This is a genomic window from Prosthecodimorpha hirschii (assembly GCF_001305515.1).
Lineage (GTDB): Bacteria > Pseudomonadota > Alphaproteobacteria > Rhizobiales > Ancalomicrobiaceae > Prosthecodimorpha > Prosthecodimorpha hirschii.
On the sequence record NZ_LJYW01000001.1, the window covers coordinates 765,090 to 779,157 of the forward strand.

Here is a 14,068-nt window from a genome sequence, read left to right on the forward strand (position 1 = left end):
CACTCAGATAACCATGCATCAACCACTATTCGGAAGCCGACCAACTCTATATGTCGACGTCGTCGAATATCGAGCGGGTCGCTGGAGGAATAGATGAAACAGTTGAATCCTCCTTCTTCTGCGTCACGATATAAGTCCAATCCGTGTCCCCGTCCGCCTCTTCATCGCGCTCCCGCTTACGCTCTTCGATTTCGTCAACCGAACGCTTAACTTGGTCCCGCGCATCATCGATCAACGTCGCGGCGTCAGCATCGACCCCGATAGCCTCCACGCGTTCCAAAAGATCCAAGAGCTTTTTGAAGTGGCTATCGGGCTCGTCATCGAGATCGGCGGCTGCCGAAATTTCGTCGATGCGCTTATCGAGCGATGGCAGGACCCTCGTGCGTAACGCCATTCCCATGCCAACCAGGCGCAATGGCGGTAACAGGCCGAGCATGTCCTCTTGTTCGAAGAAGGAAACGTCTAGCGACAAATGCGCAGCTGTTTCAAGCCTATCCGCCGCCTCCAGTCGCAGATCGGTGGGTAGCAAGTGGAGGCGGCTTGCCCGGCAGTAGGCGGCAAGCTGGGGGTCATTGCCAATTAGCTCCGTCCGCCAGCAAGCTCGTCGGAGCAAATCTGGAAATTGCTTGATAGCCTTAGCGAAAACAACCTCGCTGGCGCGGTAGGACAGGAAGTGGAATAAAAGCCAATTCCGATGCACCTCGTCCGGCGTACGACCTAAGCGAGCGACCAATGCATCGTCAAGTACGGATTGTATAACGAGCGCGTCTCGAATGAGCGGCGATCCCTCGCAGGTGAAACTATTCAGAATGGTATCGATCGGCGCGCCACGGATCAGCGCGGCCATCATATGCGGTTTCTGCCGCAAGATCTCCGTCAACGCGTCCGAGATTGTCGGGTGTGCGAAGGTCCATCTGGGTCCGGAGAGCTTTAGGAAAGATCCCCTCAGCTCGGCGAAGCAATCCTGGATCTTCGTGATTGAGTAGCCGGTGAGTTCGGCGACCGCCTGTGCCGCCAGCGAATCGTGAGTGCCTGGATCGAAGCCAGCCTGATGAACATAAACGAGGATGAGCGCCGCTTGCAGTCGGTCGTCCAGTGCATTGACCGTATCGATGAGGTGTTCGGTCGGCTCCTTCATGAACCGGACAAGCGATTTCTCGCGCGGCACCAGCCCTTTGGTGAAATTCGGGTCTCCGAGCCGCTCGGCAATGCCGGGAAGAAAATTTTCGACGGCGGCCACGGCCGCGAGATGGAGCTTCACGCTTGATCGCCAACTTTGGCTCTGCCCGCCGAAATTAATATGATTATAGAGGATTTGCGCCTTCTCCTCGAAGGTTAGGTCGCCTACGTCGACGACGGCGCTGCGGTCAGCAAACTGAGTGAGGTTGCGCTGACCGAGCCGGAGTCGCGCTGCTTCATAGATGTGCTTGCGCGAAGTCAGGAGGAAGCGGTTCCCATGATTGATCGCTGCGCGGAGCTTCGAAAATGCGGAAGCCCAGTCTTGGACGTAGTCCTCGCGCAGCACGTTTGAACCAAAGGCATCGTCGATCCAGAAGAAGCGGCCCGGATCGTTCGGATTCCATCCAGCCTCAAAATCGCGCGGGCTCGTCAGCGCGAGGACGGTATTGTCTTGGTTCTCTGAGGCGATCGTGGAAACGATGGCACCAATCGCCGATTTGCCGCTCGCCGGATTGCCGAGGAGGAGCACCACTCCATGCTCCGAGATCGCGTTGACAGCGTCGCGATGGGCCTTAGTGGGTACATAGGTCCGCAATTTGGGGACCCAACTGTCAAGCAGCGCCCGGCTCTGTTCGCTCAGTCGCTCATCGACGATCGAGGTGAGATCGCCAAGGCCGTACACCTGTGGGACGAGCGCGCGCAGACGTGCACTGCTTCTGATCACGCGTACAATGTATTGGCGGCCCAGAATATGAGGCTTGCGCACGCCAAGGGCGCGCAGTCGCGCGCGCATCGCGGCGGCCACAGGCGCATCCACGCTCATGTTCGTCATGAACGCGTAGGTGTAGGCCTGACCCGCCTTGACCAACTCCTCTACGTTTTGGATCTCGCCGGAGAGGTCGCCAATCTTCAGCGCTTTTCCCGCCTCCGACGAGTGCTTGCACTGAATCGTGCCGATCGGTGGCATATCCGATCCTGAAGGGACAATGAATACCGCGTCCTGGCCGCCATCCTTGGCCTCCCGATAGATTTCAACGGGACGACCCAGCACGACTTCACAGACCTGAGAACACAAGTCCTGAAATGCTCGCCACCCGATCGTATGGAGCGCGAGATCGCTCCATGGGCCATGAGCGCGACGGTCATGCGCCGGCACGCGCTCACTGGAATCCTCCTCGACTTTCATGCTGCAGTTACCGGCGCTTGCGGCGGGGCTTCGCTCGGAAGATCTTCGTCGCGGAAAAAGCGCCACATCGAACGAATAAGGTTCTTAAGCATCTCGCTCTCGCGACCCTGCTCCTTCGCACGCCGCAGTGTCTCGTAGACGACCTCGGGTATCTTCTGCGTGTCATTGCCGGGGTTCACTCCGAACGGCTCGCAGGCCGCGGCAAGACATGCCGCATGTACCTCCGGTGTGAGGTCCTCCTTCAACCTATGTTCCAAGTTCGTACCAAAATGCGCATAGCAATCGCCGACGAAATCGACGATCGGAGCGGCGTCGAACACGTTTTCTGGCATCGCAAGCTTGCTCAGAGCAAGATCTATTGCCGGCGTTCGTTTGCCTGCGGGCAGATTCTGGTCGCAATCCCACAGCAGGAAGGTCGGAATGCCCAACTCCCGAAAGATCACGTAGGGACGATCGAGATTGGCTTTGCCTTCGGCCGAAAGAATCGCGATCCCGGCCGCCTCAAAATTCACGCCGAGCATCCGTGCCGTTGCGGTAAGCGCTGCCTTATCGCTACGACCCTCAACCAGGATGACGCCGTTGGCGAAGAATCCTTCGGCTAATTCGGCGCCTAGGATGTGGAGCCGCGGCATCAACGTCTGTGCGCTGTATGAGCCGGCGGGTTTATCCCAGCCACGCTCGAGCTTCCGTGCGACGATTTCGAGGTCAAGCGCCTGCAAGCTGCATTGCTTGAACGCGCTGTCAGCGCAGACCGAACGCCGGGTGAGCCGGATTTCGTCCGCCTTGCCCATCGAGATGAACATCGGCGAATGCGACCCGAAAATGATCTGGGTGTGCCCCTGGACGCCCGGGAGGGTGCCGCTGCTCAAACCGCGCAGCACCTCAGCGAAATGCCGCTGCTTGGTTGGGTGCTGATAGAGTTCGGGCTCTTCAATCGCGAGAATCAGGGTCGGAGCTTGTACCACTACCGCCGCAGCGTCATGCGCGCTGTCGCCGCCACCCGCTGCGGCATCGTCGGCCTCCGGCACCGCCGTGCGTGCCAGATGCTGGAGCAAAGTAAAGATGAACGCGCGCTGGAGACCGTGGCCTTGCCGATCCACCGGCCCACCGAACCCGTCATCCTTGAGCAGGACGTCCGCCATTGGCAACGGGACTGGCATTTCTCCGATTTCGCGCCAGTTTAGCGCCACTTCGGCGTCTTGGTACAGGCCGCGTAAGTCCGCGGTGAGGGTGCCTGCCAAAGTACCAAGCTCGGGCATGTTCTCGGCGGAAACCAGCACCTTGTAAGCTTCGGTCATTTGTGCCTTGAAGGCCTGAACATCCGGGCGTTGCAAAATCCGACTCCGCACCAGAATTTCAAGAAGCTTGCCAATTACACTCGCCTTACCGTCCGCAGCATCCACCGACGCCTCGCGCACGGCTGGAATGAACACGAAACTCGTATGACGCTGAAGCTTGCCGCGGCTGTTGTTTTGGAAGCCGAAGAACTGACCATCGTCCGGCAACAGTACCAACTGGGCAGGATGGTTCGCTTCCCATTCCAGTAGTGCTTGGTCAACAGCAGCCGCGCTTCCAGCGTTGGGCAATGCCGCATAGAGGGGATTGGCTTCGCGAAGGGCATTGTACGCGGTACGCTTGGGGTTTGCGGCGGTCTGCGATCTGATCGCTACGAAATCGGGGTTCTGGGGAATCGCACCGTGATAACGTCCGCTCGACGTGCTACCATCGAAAATGCGGGTGACCACCAGCTTGCCGTCGCGAACCCGATCCTCAAACGATGTAGCTTCTTGATCACCCAGTTGATGAAAGGTCAGCTCAATCTCAATTGGTTGACCCTGATTTCGTCCGAAATAATCATCGGCGTCACAACTCTTCGATGTTGAGTAGAATTTCTCAATCGCCTTTAGTATTGACGATTTTCCGGCGCCGTTACCTCCGATAAATGCGGTGTGTGCGCCAAAGGCGACTTCGACATCCCGAATCGATCGAAAATTTTTGATGCGCGCGCGCTCAAGTTGCATTGGTCACCCCCCCCAGGGATCCGTATTTTCGGCCGCGATCGGTTGAAATGCAAGGGCAACTACAACTGTCCGGACCGACACCGCGGGTAGCTTTAGCCAATAAACGCATATCAGCTTCTGCGCAACCTAAGCTTGAACGAACGGCGGATTTCAGGTTCAGCCAAGGGTCGCCGTAACCACGACAATGGGTCGCAAGGCGGCTGGCAAATCAATCCGACGCGTGAACGCGTTGGAACCGGCCCACCAATCACATTGCCACCCGCCCCAATTGTGACGTCCCTCCTTATGCCGTAGTTTCACTACATTGGGGTGGGTCATGAAACGACTTCTAATCATCGCGCTGTCCGCTGTGGCTTTCGCCTCCCCGGCGATGGCCGGCAAGCGCGTCGCGCTGGTGATCGGCAATGCGACCTATCGCGCCGGCCCACTGGCGAACCCAGAGCGCGATGTTGACGCCATGGCGAAGGCCTTCCGGGCCGCTGGCTTTGATGCCGTCCAGGTCCACAAGAACCTCACTCGCGAAGGCATGTCCCGCGCGCTCGACGCCTTCGAAGCCGCCTCCGATGGCGCGGACGTCTCGGTGATCTACTTTTCTGGCCACGGCCTGGAGATCAACGGCACGAACTATCTGCTGCCGGTCGACGCCAAGGTGGCCAGCGCTCGCGAGGTGAAGTTCGAAGCCATCCCGCTCGACGATCTGGTTCAGGCATCACACGGCGCCACGCGGCTGCGGCTGATCCTTCTCGATGCCTGCCGGGATAACCCGTTCGTGGCGCAGACCCGAGGAGCGTCCGGCAAAGGCCTGGCGCGCGTCGAGGCCAGCCAGGCCGACACTTTGGTCGCCTACGCCACCGCGGCCGGTGCAACTGCAACCGATGGCGACGGCAAGATGAGTCCGTTCGCTGCTGCGCTTGCCGAGCACCTGTTCGCGCCCGACCTCGATGTTCGGATAGCGCTCGGGCGGGTTCGCGATGCCGTGTCCAAGGCGACAGAGGGGCGGCAGCGGCCTTATCAGGTCGGCTCGCTCGGCGGCGATGTGGTCGCACTTCAGAAGTCAGCAATGCTGCAGGATACACCTAACAAGGCCCTGACTCAGCCTGTGATCAGCAATGTGCGGACCCAGCCCCTTACGTTTGCCGCCGGACCCCGTATACCAGATAGGCGATTCGATGTGCCCGACGAGAAATATTTTGTAGATATATTAAAGAAAAACGGCGCAGATGAGGTTGATATCACGCGTATCGTATCTGCAGTAACTCAATCATACCCACTCAAAAATCTTAGTAAAACTACTAAAATCAAATTAGGATTGAGTTTCGATGATAAAAAATCGGAAATAAAAATTGCAAATTTATCCATTTATGATGGTGAATTGCACATAATTACAGTATTTCGCGGGAGCGACGAAAATTTTTTAAGGGGCCAGGAGACAAGGAATTATGATGTAGTTCCTTTTGATTTGTTCCGATCAAACACGGCCGCTTCTGGTGAGTATGCAGTTCCGCCCCTGGCCCAAAAGGCGCAATTGCTGGAGGAGGGTCGCGGCAGCTCACCCCAGGGCCAGATCAGTTCTGGCCGCGTCGTCTGGCAGATGGTGCGCGAGAGCCCCGGCGTCGGGAGGCCGGTCGTCACCATGATCAAGGCGCGGGTGGATGTGCCGGACCGCGGGCTGGTGCTCAACCTGTCGATCCAGCCGAATTCTGACAATTCCTTCCCGGCCAGCCATCTGATCGAGCTTAAGTTCGAGGTGCCGGCGGATTTCGACAACAAGGGCGTCTCCAACGTCCCGGGTCTGATCCTGAAGCAGACCGAACATTCGCGCGGCGATCCCCTGGTCGGCGCGGCGTCTCGCATATCGGCCGGCTTCTTCTGGGTCGCCCTGTCGAAGCCGGAGGTGGAGAAGCAGCGCAATCTAGGCCTGCTCAGGGAGCGCGGTTGGATCGACATTCCGATCCTGTTCGACAACGGCAGGCGCGGCATCCTGACGTTGGAGAAGAACGGCGACGGAGGCCGGGTCGTGGCCGATGCCCTGACGGCCTGGACCCAAGGCGCGCAATGACGATCGGCACGAACAGCACTGATCCGCCGGGCGAATGGGTCACGACTACGGCAGTCGTCAAGGTCGCCGGCCTGAGACACCACCAAGAGGCCTTCGAGAGCTTCGTGGCTGCGGTCCAACGGGCCGAGGCGAACGCGATGGCCTATGGTGTCGACCTGGAGCCCGAGCCGACGAACCCGGTCGACCCCTTCGCAATCCGTGTCTATGGTTGGGCAATGCGGTCTCGCTTCTTGCGCGGCCCCGCCCGAGACCGGTATTTCCTGGGCTTCGTGCCGGCTGGCCTCGCTGCCGAGCTTCATGCCGACTTGACCGATGCGGGCGTTCCGTTCGCGGCGCGGCTGTATTCGATCTGGCTCGGTGAGACGGGCTTCGTTGATGTCAACATCATCATCCTGGCGCCATCGGGTTGGTGGCATAAGGCGCGCATCAAGATGAGGGGTTGTTAGCCTCTACTTCTGACAAATCAGCGACTTAGAAGACTCGGAGGCATGACCTCTTAACTCATATAACTTGCCCAATTCTACATATACCAAGTCAGCACGCTTCGATTGCGTAACCCGCAGCGAGGCGTGCTTATTTTTTGGATCATGCGGTATGCCATGCCCGCAAAATCAGTATCCATTCGGCACCTCACAGTGCTCGCAGCGGGGCTGCAAGGTCAGAAGCGACGCAGTCAAGAGAAACCTGCAACCGAGGCCTAATGAATACATGGCCGCGGGCGTGGTACATCGCTCCTCAGCACCTACCCAAGGGGTGCATCGAGAACATGAGCGGTATCAAAAGACCACATCAGTGCATGCATTTTGCGCATATTACCACGGTTGTCCCATGCAATTCAGTAGACAGAGAACGCGATGACGTGCGGCATGGCCATCCGAAACCGTTTCGGAAACGCCAGTAAGTGCCGAAAGCGTGATAAAAATGCCACGGTCAATATTCATTTGGGTCCTCCCAGTCGTCTCCAAGTAACGCGGGGTCGCGGCCTCGCGAAATGTCCGCAGGCCGGGTGCAAAAACCATCTGGACCACCCAGGAATCCGCCCACCGGCTGCAGCCACATTGTCAGCTCGATCAACCCCATAGTGAACATCGCTCACAAACCCGCAGCCTCATGTGGACGACCCCAAATCGCCGACCGCGCCGCCCCATCTGGACGGCCTCCGACCCCATATTCGAGGCATGACAACGCCCACCTACGCCCGCACAATCCGCGACCTCGCCACCCATCTCGGCATCGGCAAGACTCGTACCGGCCAGCTCATCAAGGAAGGCCGCCTGCCGCCCGCCGGCACGGCCGGCTTCGACATTGCCGCTTGCCGAGCCGCCTACGGCGCGACCACCGATCCCGAATGGAGTGCCCGCCAGAAGGTCAACAGCCGCCGCGGCATCGAGACCCGGCAGAAGAAGTCCGCACCCATGCCGCAGACCGGCGACGCGGCCAAGGCAATGGCCGCCCTCGCGGTCGGCAGGGCCCGCATCGCGAAGCTGAAGCTCGACGTCGCCCGCGGCGATCTCTTGGACGTCATGGCCGTCCAGAGCCGCCTATCGGCCGCCGTCACAAGCGCAAAGCAGCGCATTCTGCAGCTGGAACCGACCCTGACCCCGGCGCTGATGTCGAGCGTCACCAGTGCCGACCTGCGTGCCATCCTTCACGATGCCCTTCACCGCCTGCAGGCAAGGTTCCAGTGATGCAACTTTCGAGCGAAGAGATCATTCGGCAGGCCCGGCAGGCCGAGCGCAGCGCCCGCGCCGCGCTCGTGCAGTCAAAGGCCGACGACATCGAAGATGGCTTGATCCCGGTCGGCGAGGTCGAGGAGACGCTCGCGGCCATCCGGGCCATTGCGGCCGAGGAACTGGACGCCTTGCAGGCGCGCCTGCTGGAGGCCGTAGGCGATGGCGCCGATCGGGTGGCCCTGGTGCGCGAACAGGTCGCCTTGATCCTGGCGGACCTCAGCCTCGCGCTGGACGGCATCGTGGCGGCGTCGATCGAGGATACCAAGGAGGGCGCGACGTTCTGAGGCCGCCGGCGCGACGCTGCGGCGGCCACCCTTGTTCTACAGTTTCGGGTCATGTCCCGAAACTGTAGAAGCCCTCTTGATCTGCTTCGGGGTGGTCGGCCACCCAGAGACAATTTCGGCTCATGCGCCGAAATTGTCTCTAACTTCTGACGCAGCTTGCCGGCCGTGCTGCGAGGCTTGCCCGCCATCGCCCGACCCGATGGCGCTGGACACCGCCACCCGCCTCGGCGCCGCTCCAGCCCTAACCTCTCGCCTTCGGCATCCTCCGGCGCGGACGGGGCGGCGTCGGATTTCACCGCAGGTGCGGCGAATTCCGACGAGCGAGTCGCCCGACGCAGATCTCAGCAACCACACCCTTGGGACGGCCGGCAGGCTTGTTGGTATTCCCGGATTTCACCGCAGGTGCGGCGAATTCCGGGAATGCTCCCTTCTGTCGCCGCTTGCGAATGGCGCCGCTGGTCATCCACACCACTGCCAACTTGGCACCCCGCAACGAAAGGGCGAGACCGTCTCCGGCCCCGCCCTCAACCCTTCCCGCCGCTCCAGGCCGATCAGCCGACCGAGCTGCGGCCGGTGTCCAACTTGACGACCGAGTCCTTCTGCTTCTCGCCCGTGATCGGGCCGTTGTATTGGACATCGAGCCGGACCCGCGTCTCGCCCTGGACCTCGACCGGCCCGTCGAGCTTGACCGGCTGGGCATCGCCGGCACCCTGCCGGAGGCCGCCGCGGATGCCCTGCTCTTGGAACGTCTGCGGCTTCGGGGCGACCGGCCCAGGGATGTAGTCTTCGGTCCCGTCCGGGTTGATGACCGACCGGTCCCCCGGCTGGAGCTGCGGCGCCGTGAACAGGCCCTGCGGCGTCCTGACGTCGGGAACCACCGGCTTGGCGCCCGTCGACATGCCGAGGAGCGCCTTCAGCTTGTCGATGGCCGAGGATAGCGAGTCTACCCAGCTGGCGAACGGGTTCGGGATCGAGCTGGCCAGTTCTGCGATGGCCGAGCCGATCCGCTGGACGTTCGCGACCGCGCTCGACACGAACACGTCGAGCCCGGACTCGAGCTTCTTCCAGAGGGCCGGCGCATCCGCTCCGAAGATCGCCCCGATACCGGTAACGATGCCCAGGCCGACGACCTTGGCGGACTCGTAGAGCGCCGTCACGCCGGACTGCAGGCCGTTCACCAGCGCCGTGCCGATGGCCGACATATCGAGCCCCGCGATACCCGCGTGCAGATCGCGCGCCGCATTGTAGACCCCGACGAACGCTGCCGCGGCCCGGCCGATGGTCTCGGAAGCCGCCGACCAACTCGCCCGGATGCCATAGGCTCCGATCGCCACAGCTGCAACGATGGCCACAATGGGCGCCAGGGCAGCGCCGGCCGCCGTAGCAGCCGCTGCAAGCCCCGTGAGGGCCGTTGCCGCGGCGGTGACCACCGGCCCGAGCACCCCGATCGCGACGGCAACAGAGCCGAACACCGCTGCCGCCTGGGTGATGAAGTCCAGATCCCGGAACGCATCGACGAACGACGCGATCGAGAAGTCCTTCATGCGCGCGGACAGCTCACCGATGGCGTAGGACAGCGCCAGGAACCCACCGATCAGCGTCAGGCGCGACATCGCCCGCATGACGCCCAGGAGGCCCGTCAGGCCGCCCATGAGCGCCGTAGAGGCCGCCGTGGTGGCGATCATGCCGAGCTTCATTGCGCCGAACGCGAGGCCCATGCCGGTCGCCGCCATGCTCGTGCGGACGATCGTGTTCACCAGATCGCGGGACCGCGCGATGAAGTCCGAGACGGCCTCGGCCGCAGCGGTGACCGTCTGCATCAGCGTCGCGAGCGGCGCGCTGTCCGGCAGGCGATGGCTGAGGACCGTATTGCCCTTCTCGTCCTGCACGTTGATCGGGTTCTTGATCGGGTTGCCGTCAGGCGTGCGCGCGACGTCCGCAACGTTCTCGATGAAGCGGTTGGAGATCCGCTCGAAGCCCGACTTCAGCCGATCGAGCATGACGCCCATCGACGTGCCGACCCGGTCGACGTCCTTGTTCAGCTTGGCGAGCTGCGCCGGATCGGTGCCGGCCCGATACACCTTGCCGGCATTGTCTTCGCCGAGCTGGTCACGGGCGGCGAACGCCTTGGCGGCGTGTTCGCTGTCCGTGAAGTTCTGCATGGTGCCCTGCGCATTCATGCGCGCGGTCTCGCGCAGGAAGGCATCAGGGTTGGCTGAGACAGCAGAATTGATCTGCGCCTTGTCGATCTTGGTCCGCATCGCCGACTTGGCGCTGTCCTTCATCGGGTCGAACTTGTTGACAAGCTCCACCAGACGGTCGGACACCTCGTAGACGTTCTTTCCAGCCTTGACCGAGTCGGCATACTCCTTATCGAACGCGGCCTTGAACTTCTTGTTGCCGTTATAGAGCTTCTCGAAGCCGATGTCGCCGGCACCCAGGCGGCCGGCAATGGCGCGGGAACCGGCCAGGGGATCCCGATTGTCGAAGGTATAGAAGTTGTTCGGGTTGACCTTCTCGCCGCGCGCCACCTTGATGGCTTCGTCGGTCGGGTCCATCAGCTTCGCTTCGAGGGAGCGCTGATAGGTCGAGATCTCGCCGGGCTTGTACTGGTTGCCGAGCGCCACGGCGGTGCCGAGCGCCTGCGACATGTACTGCTTGATCAGCGTGTCGACATCCTTGCCGAGAACGGGCGCGTCGCGCTTGGCGCGCAGCTGGATGTAAGGCAGCGCCTCCTTGATCGCCGGAAGGACTTCGGACGGCGAAAGCCGCGTCTTGTCGGCAACGTAGCCGGCGGTGGCCCGCGCGAAGTTGACATCCTCCTTCAGCTTCTCAGGATCCTTGGCGCGGTTCCCCGACGCATCGAGCGCGCGCAGGATGTTCATGTAGTCCGCGCCCATGCCGGCGATGTTCTGGCTACCCTCGACCAGAGCGGCCTGGACAGCGGCCGGCAGGATCTGCGTGACCTGCTGGAGATTGGCGCCAGCCGCGAACAGAGCCCCCGCGGCACCCATGATCTGCGCTTCGGGCCGGCCGGACTCGCGCGACTGCTGCAGAACGAGCTTGTTCAGCGCCTGCAGGTCCAGATTGTAGTCGATGGTTCCGAAGAGCTTGGAGACGCCATTCGGTTCGCTCTGCCCCCGCTCGGCCGCGCGGCGCTCGATGTTGGCCTGCAGGCTGTCCTGGGTCAGCCGCCGGACGTTGTTCATCTCGTCTTGCAGCTTGCGAGCGCGCTCGATGGCGCGATCAAAGCCGCTGACCAGCGACTGCGCGAAGTTGAGCGAGGCGAACCCGGCGAAGGCGTTGCGAAGCGCGGCCGACTGGCTCTGCATCCGCTGGACTTGCGCCTGGAGCTGGTTCAGCGAGCGCAGTGCCGCGGCGAACGCTCCGGCCGTACTGTCCTTGCCAACAAGTTCGAGGATTTCAACGGTCTTTGCCATGGCGGCGGGTGATCCTTACTTGGCGCTGTACTTGTTGCGCAGCTTGCCGACCTCGACGCGAACGAGGCGGTGTATTTCGGAGGCGCCCTTCTCCTCGAAGGCGCGGACGGTCGGATTGTGGACTTCGGGCTTGGCCAGTTCGTTGGCGATGCCGGGACCGTAGAGGCCCTTCAGAGCACTGCGGGCCTTGCCGTCACGGACGACCGGCAATCCGCCCTGGACATTCAGGATGAAGCCCTTGGGCGCGTGGCGCGCGATGTTCCAGGGCTTGGCACTCAGGCCACCACCGGACTTGCGCAGGCGTCGGTTCGCGCCGGCATACTGGTCCTTGCGCAGCGGCCCGAACTTGGAACCGCCACCGCCACCGATGCCCAGGCCGAAGTTCTTCCACGACTTGGGGCGGCCGGCACCGATGATCTTGGCGCTCAGGTCTGTGACGACCGACTTGACGCCGGCCGACAGCGAGGCGGTCGAGAAGCCGCCAACGGCCTTCAGCTCGCGCTTCGCCACCACGGTCGCGGCGCGGGTGGCGCCCACCAGGGACATCCGAACCACCTTCTTGCCGACCGTGCTGTTCGCCTCCTGCACGAAGCCGAGGAGGTTGCCGCGCCGGCCGACCTGCAGCGAGATCATCTCACCGACCCCGAGCGCTGTCGTAAGCCGCCCGGATCGCCCGGCGCTGCGCATAGGTCGCGGAGATCGTGCCGAACACCGCCTCGGCATCGACGAAGGTCCGCCCCTCATACTCCGCGACCGCGCCGCGCTTCTGCAGCTCGGCCAGGAGACCCGCCCGGCTCGCTTCGGGCAGCGCCAGGGCTGACGCCAGCCGATCCCAGCGGAAATGCGCGCTTCCGTTGATATTCATGTTCGTTGCTCCTTATCGGATCTGCACGAGGGCCGAGCCGTCGTAGGGCTCGACGACGCCAGCGAAGGACTCGACGGCCGACTGAGCCGCGGCCTTGCCGGACGGGCTCGGCACGCTGTCGGTCGCCTCGGCGACGGGGATATACTGCCGGCCATCCGGCCCCTGGTAGACTTCGCTCGCGGCGGTCAGGACGCTGTTCAGGTGGCGCTCGTACTCGGCGATGTTGATGGCGAGGCTGTCGGCGGCATAGATGCCATCGGCTCGGTTCAGAGCCTGGGCGGCGAGGTCGGCTCGCATCAGATACTTGCCGGAATGCAGGATCATCGGAGAAGTCCTTCGGTTGTTGAGGGTGTCCCGGCCGGCTCGGTGGTCAAGCTGGAAACCCACCGGCCGGCACGGGACGTCGCGGCTTCCCAGGGCCGCGAGCTGAATGGGGCCACCGGCCCGAAGACCGATGGCAAGCCAGCCGTGACCATTTCGAACCGCTTCGAGCTTGGTCGGGCCGGCTGTCGGCGGGGCTCCGAAGGCAAGCCTTCGGAAGACCCCTTGCGGCGGTTAGGCCGCATATTCGTTGGTGCCGGCCCGGAGGCGGGAGAATTGTCCTCCGGGCCGGCTATCGCGCGCAGGGGATCACCCACAAACCCCGCGCTGCGAACTGGATCAGGAGGCCGGCGCGGTGCCGGTGACGTAGCCGCCGCTGTAGAGCGCGACACCGGCCCAGCCGGCCGCGGCGAGCTGGGCGTGGAGGGCGGCATCCTCGATCGGCTTGGCGCCGGCCGGGAGGCTGGCATTCGCCGAGGGCGCGATCTCGTAGCCGCCAGCCGGCTTCCGATAGGCGCGGAACAGTCGGGCGGAAGACGCCACCGGAGCGGCCTGGGTGGCCTGTGCAGCCGGTGCCGTGCTCTTGATCGGCGCGGTCACCGGCTGCGGGGCCTCCTCCCTCGCCGGCTTCATGCTCGGAGCCGGCTGGAGGTTCTTGGAACGGATCTCGGCGGCCTGTCCGGCGCGGGCGCGGGCGGCGGCCTGGATGGCGCGGGCGAAGCGGTCCTCGCTCATGCGGCCACCAGCTGCTGCGCGGCCTTGCGAGCGCCGGCCAGGGCGATCTCGAATTCGATGGCGCGCTGTTCGGCTTCGGCCGGCGCGAGCCCGGCGAGGCGAGCGACATCGCGCAGGCGCCACTTGCCGTGCCCAGCCGACCGGAGGTTGTGGCGAATGACCTTTCTGCACGTGTCGGCCACGTAGACAGCGGCGGGGGTGGAGAGAAGGTTCGTGCTCATGAAACGAAAATGGCCCTCCGCAGA

The 14,068-nt window shown here is 62.7% G+C and carries 12 protein-coding genes; 4 read left to right on the plus strand and 8 right to left on the minus strand.

The window, feature by feature from the left end; all coding sequences use genetic code 11:
• Nucleotides 1-46: 46 nt before the first annotated feature.
• Entirely contained in the window at nt 47-2,365 is a 2,319-nt protein-coding gene (locus tag ABB55_RS03260) for an nSTAND3 domain-containing NTPase (protein WP_244471958.1), read from the minus strand.
• A complete protein-coding gene (locus ABB55_RS03265) occupies nt 2,362-4,386 on the minus strand; it encodes an ATP-dependent nuclease (protein WP_054357528.1) in 2,025 nt (674 codons plus the stop codon). The genes ABB55_RS03260 and ABB55_RS03265 overlap by 4 nt, the downstream gene beginning before the upstream one ends.
• A 316-nt stretch (nt 4,387-4,702) precedes the next feature.
• On the opposite strand from ABB55_RS03265, the gene ABB55_RS28665 reads away from it, so the two are divergent.
• The 4 genes from ABB55_RS28665 to ABB55_RS03285 all read left to right on the plus strand — a co-directional run bounded on the left by ABB55_RS28665 (nt 4,703) and on the right by ABB55_RS03285 (nt 8,462).
• Nucleotides 4,703-6,445 carry a caspase family protein gene (locus ABB55_RS28665; RefSeq protein ID WP_152981906.1) on the plus strand — a complete coding sequence of 581 codons (1,743 nt, stop codon included), beginning with the start codon at nt 4,703-4,705 and terminating at the stop codon, nt 6,443-6,445.
• Nucleotides 6,442-6,891: a hypothetical protein gene (locus ABB55_RS03275; protein WP_054357530.1), complete on the plus strand. Its 450-nt coding sequence runs from the start codon at nt 6,442-6,444 to the stop codon at nt 6,889-6,891. Before ABB55_RS28665 ends, ABB55_RS03275 begins: the two co-directional genes overlap by 4 nt.
• Nucleotides 6,892-7,557: 666 nt before the next feature.
• Nucleotides 7,558-8,133: a hypothetical protein gene (locus tag ABB55_RS03280; protein ID WP_152981907.1), complete on the plus strand. Its 576-nt coding sequence runs from the start codon at nt 7,558-7,560 to the stop codon at nt 8,131-8,133.
• Nucleotides 8,133-8,462: a hypothetical protein gene (locus ABB55_RS03285; protein WP_054357532.1), complete on the plus strand. Its 330-nt coding sequence runs from the start codon at nt 8,133-8,135 to the stop codon at nt 8,460-8,462. Before ABB55_RS03280 ends, ABB55_RS03285 begins: the two co-directional genes overlap by 1 nt.
• 551 nt (nt 8,463-9,013) lie before the next feature.
• Here ABB55_RS03285 and ABB55_RS03290 read toward each other — a convergent pair.
• The 6 genes from ABB55_RS03290 to ABB55_RS03315 all read right to left on the minus strand — a co-directional run bounded on the left by ABB55_RS03290 (nt 9,014) and on the right by ABB55_RS03315 (nt 14,044).
• Nucleotides 9,014-11,902: a hypothetical protein gene (locus ABB55_RS03290; RefSeq protein WP_054357533.1), complete on the minus strand. Its 2,889-nt coding sequence runs from the start codon at nt 11,900-11,902 to the stop codon at nt 9,014-9,016.
• 15 nt (nt 11,903-11,917) lie between these two features.
• Nucleotides 11,918-12,535 carry a hypothetical protein gene (locus tag ABB55_RS03295; protein WP_054357534.1) on the minus strand — a complete coding sequence of 206 codons (618 nt, stop codon included), beginning with the start codon at nt 12,533-12,535 and terminating at the stop codon, nt 11,918-11,920.
• 1 nt (nt 12,536) lies between these two features.
• Nucleotides 12,537-12,767, minus strand: coding sequence for a hypothetical protein (locus tag ABB55_RS03300; RefSeq protein WP_054357535.1), 231 nt, complete (start codon nt 12,765-12,767; stop codon nt 12,537-12,539).
• A gap of 12 nt (nt 12,768-12,779) precedes the next feature.
• Nucleotides 12,780-13,091: a hypothetical protein gene (locus tag ABB55_RS03305; protein ID WP_054357536.1), complete on the minus strand. Its 312-nt coding sequence runs from the start codon at nt 13,089-13,091 to the stop codon at nt 12,780-12,782.
• A gap of 336 nt (nt 13,092-13,427) precedes the next feature.
• The gene (locus tag ABB55_RS03310; protein ID WP_054357537.1) at nt 13,428-13,823 is read right to left on the minus strand and encodes a hypothetical protein; all 396 of its coding nucleotides are present in this window, start codon (nt 13,821-13,823) and stop codon (nt 13,428-13,430) included.
• Nucleotides 13,820-14,044, minus strand: a complete 225-nt coding sequence (locus tag ABB55_RS03315) for a hypothetical protein (protein WP_054357538.1) — start codon at nt 14,042-14,044, stop codon at nt 13,820-13,822. The genes ABB55_RS03310 and ABB55_RS03315 overlap by 4 nt, the downstream gene beginning before the upstream one ends.
• Between the last annotated feature and the right edge of the window lie 24 nt (nt 14,045-14,068).

Coding starts and splice junctions, on each gene's coding strand:
- ABB55_RS03285 (WP_054357532.1), top strand. CDS start 8,133: ATGCAACTTTCGAGCGAAGAGATCATTCGGCAGGCCCGGCAGGCCGAG.
- ABB55_RS03300 (WP_054357535.1), bottom strand. CDS start 12,767: ATGAATATCAACGGAAGCGCGCATTTCCGCTGGGATCGGCTGGCGTCA.
- ABB55_RS03265 (WP_054357528.1), bottom strand. CDS start 4,386: ATGCAACTTGAGCGCGCGCGCATCAAAAATTTTCGATCGATTCGGGAT.
- ABB55_RS03290 (WP_054357533.1), bottom strand. CDS start 11,902: ATGGCAAAGACCGTTGAAATCCTCGAACTTGTTGGCAAGGACAGTACG.
- ABB55_RS03315 (WP_054357538.1), bottom strand. CDS start 14,044: ATGAGCACGAACCTTCTCTCCACCCCCGCCGCTGTCTACGTGGCCGAC.
- ABB55_RS03295 (WP_054357534.1), bottom strand. CDS start 12,535: ATGATCTCGCTGCAGGTCGGCCGGCGCGGCAACCTCCTCGGCTTCGTG.
- ABB55_RS03260 (WP_244471958.1), bottom strand. CDS start 2,365: ATGAAAGTCGAGGAGGATTCCAGTGAGCGCGTGCCGGCGCATGACCGT.
- ABB55_RS28665 (WP_152981906.1), top strand. CDS start 4,703: ATGAAACGACTTCTAATCATCGCGCTGTCCGCTGTGGCTTTCGCCTCC.
- ABB55_RS03275 (WP_054357530.1), top strand. CDS start 6,442: ATGACGATCGGCACGAACAGCACTGATCCGCCGGGCGAATGGGTCACG.
- ABB55_RS03305 (WP_054357536.1), bottom strand. CDS start 13,091: ATGATCCTGCATTCCGGCAAGTATCTGATGCGAGCCGACCTCGCCGCC.
- ABB55_RS03310 (WP_054357537.1), bottom strand. CDS start 13,823: ATGAGCGAGGACCGCTTCGCCCGCGCCATCCAGGCCGCCGCCCGCGCC.